Genomic DNA, 2,684 nt, shown 5'->3' on the forward strand with positions numbered 1-2,684 from the left:
GCCCTCAGCCGGCCCCGGTGGGTCACTGCCATTTCCTGACGACCGTGGCACTGGTCATGCGGTGCCCGCCGGCCGGCCGGGCAGTGCCTGGACCAGCAGCGCCAGCAGCAGTTCCAGCGCCACCAGCACCAGCAGGCTGATGCCGAAGGCGTGGTCGAACCCGTGGCCCGCGGCGCCGTAGAAGAGGTTGCCGAGCAGCGCGATCCCCAGGGCGTTGCCGACCTGCTGGACGGTGGAGAGCACCCCCGCGGCCGAGCCGACCTGCTGCGGGCGCACCCCGGCCAGGACGACGGTGGTCAGCGGCGCGATCACCAGGCCCATGCCGAGCCCGTCCACGAACAGGCCGGGCGCCAGCCACCAGGCGCTGCCTGCGGTGCCGACCTGCTGGGTGGCGAGGACCATCAGACCCAGGCCCGCCGCGAGCACCACGGCGCCGAGCGCGATCGCCTGGCGGCCCAGCCGGGCGGAGACCCGGGGCGCCACGGTGGAGGTGAGCAGGTAGCCGCCGCCGATCGCGGTGAAGAGCAGCCCGGAGCCGAGGGCGGTCAGGCCGTGGCCCTGCTGCAGGTAGACGGCGAGCACGAGGAAGAACGAGGCCTGACCGAGGTTGAAGACCAGCTGCCCCAGGATGCCCAGGCCCACCACACGGTCGCGCAGCAGGCGGAAGTCCACCACCGGCTCGACGGCCACCCGGAGCTGGTGCACCGCGAAGACGGCGAACAGCAGGGCCGAACCGGCCAGGCAGAGCCAGGTCCAGCGCGGCCACCCCTGCGCCTGACCCTGGATCAGCGGCAGTACCAGCGCGGTGACGGCGCCGCTGACCAGGAGGGTGCCGACCAGGTCCAGCCCCGGCCGCTGCGGGGCCCGGGACTCCGGGACGCAGCGGCGCACCAGGGCCAGCGTGGCCAGCCCGACCGGCACGTTGATCAGGAAGCAGCTCCGCCACCCGAGTCCGAACAGGTCGGCCTGGATCAGCGCCCCGCCGATCAACTGGCCGAGCACCGCGCCGATGCCCAACGTCATCGCGTACGCGCCGAACGCCCTGGCCTGGGCGGCCCCGCTGTACGCGGTGCGCAGGACGGCCAGCACCTGGGGGCCGGTGAGCGCGGCGGCCAGGCCCTGCAGCACCCGGGCGGCGATCAGCACGCCCGCGCTGGTGGCCAGCCCGCAGGCGCCCGAGGTGACGGTGAAGAGCAGCAGGCCGAGGGCGAACATCGCGCGCCGCCCGAACCGGTCGCCGAGCCGGCCGGCCAGCACCAGGCCCGCCGCGAGGGCCAGTCCGAAGCCGGCCGCCACCCATTGCACGGCGGAGGGCCCGGCCCGTAGCCCGGTCTGCAGCGACGGTATCGCCACGTTGACGATGAAGAAGTCCAGGGCGGTCATGAAGGTCGCGGTGAGCACCACCGGCAGCAGGCCGCGGCGCGGTGCGGCCGGGGTGTCGCTGGCGGGCAGCGGGCGGGACAGGACGGTGGTCACGGGGGTGCCTCCTCGGGCGCTTCGGGGTGAGGGGAAGTGAGGGGACAGGAGGGGAGGGCGCCGGCCGCGCGGTGGACCGGCGCCCTCCCGACCTGCTCTGACGGTGCGTCAGAGGGTGGCGGGGACCTTGTCCAGGAAGCCGAGCACGGTGGCGATCCGGCCGTCCGCGTCGGCCACCAGCACGTCGAACCCCACCACCAGCGGCTCGGCGCCGGCCGGTCCGAGGTTCCAGGTGAACCGGGCCTGGTTGTGGTGGGCGTCCACCCCGGCCTCGCCGAGGCTGAACACCAGCCCGGGGAACTGCGCCTGCACGGCGCCGATGGTGGCGTCCACCGCGTCCCGCCCGGCGGCCTCGACCAGCGGGTCGCTGTACCGGGCGTCGACGGACCAGGAGGTGTCGATCAGCCGGCGGCGCTCGGCCGGGTCGGTGGCGTTCCAGGTGGCGATGTACTGCTCGGCCAGGTGCTGGAGGTTGCTCATCTCAGTACTCCCGTCTGCGTGATGCGGATCGTTTCCGCTGGTGAAGACGTTAGGCACGACGGGAGTTGAGCGAATCAGTCAGCCGTAGGTAGGCCTACCGGTACCGTCCCGGCCCGGGCCGCGGCAGGGCCCACGGAATGGTCCGCGGAAGGGTCCGCGGAAGGGAATAATGCGCCCATGGATCACGAGTTCGCGCGCACGTTCGTCGAAGGCTGGGTGAAGGCGTGGAACGCCCACGACCTGGAGGCGGTGCTGGCGCACTTCACCGAGGACGCGGTGTTCCGCTCGCCGGTGGCCGTCCAACTCCTGGGCGGTGACGGGGTCATCCGCGGCAAGGCGGCGCTCCGGGCCTACTGGGCGGAGGGGCTGCGCCGCATCCCCGACCTGCGCTTCGAGGTGGTCGGCCGTTACGTCGGCGTCGACTGCCTGGTGATCCACTACCGCAACCAGAAGGGCGGCCTGGTCAACGAGGTGTTGCTGTTCGACGGCCCGTTGGTCACCCAGGGGTACGGCACCTACCTGGGCGAGGACGCGAACCCGGCCGGCGCCCGCCACCCGGGGTGAACCTGCCTCGCCTGCCTCGACGGCCGGTCAAGACGACTGTCGGTGGCGGGGGTTCACCCCGCCGGGTCAATCAGGTGCCGGTGGTCCCGGCTCCAGGCGAGGCGGGCTCGGAGTTCGTCCAGGTGGCCTTCGGCGACCCAGGTGGCCTGGGGCTCGTGGCCCTG

3 protein-coding genes are annotated in these 2,684 nt (G+C 73.3%); 1 reads left to right on the forward strand and 2 read right to left on the reverse strand.

The genetic code is table 11. The features are described 5' to 3' along the window. Nucleotides 1-54: 54 nt before the first annotated feature. Together ACFW1A_RS39860 and ACFW1A_RS39865 are read right to left on the reverse strand one after the other, a co-directional pair. A complete protein-coding gene (locus ACFW1A_RS39860; RefSeq protein WP_380418522.1) occupies nt 55-1,476 on the reverse strand; it encodes an MFS transporter in 1,422 nt (473 codons plus the stop codon). A gap of 108 nt (nt 1,477-1,584) precedes the next feature. Next, the gene (locus ACFW1A_RS39865; RefSeq protein ID WP_380418524.1) at nt 1,585-1,956 is read right to left on the reverse strand and encodes a nuclear transport factor 2 family protein; all 372 of its coding nucleotides are present in this window, start codon (nt 1,954-1,956) and stop codon (nt 1,585-1,587) included. A 177-nt stretch (nt 1,957-2,133) separates the two neighbouring features. Between ACFW1A_RS39865 and ACFW1A_RS39870 the strand changes: the two genes are divergently transcribed. After that, nucleotides 2,134-2,520, forward strand: a complete 387-nt coding sequence (locus ACFW1A_RS39870) for a nuclear transport factor 2 family protein (protein ID WP_380418526.1) — start codon at nt 2,134-2,136, stop codon at nt 2,518-2,520. Nucleotides 2,521-2,684: the final 164 nt, after the last annotated feature.

Origin of the sequence: Kitasatospora sp. NPDC058965 (assembly GCF_042741245.1) — a bacterium.
Lineage (GTDB): Bacteria > Actinomycetota > Actinomycetes > Streptomycetales > Streptomycetaceae > Kitasatospora.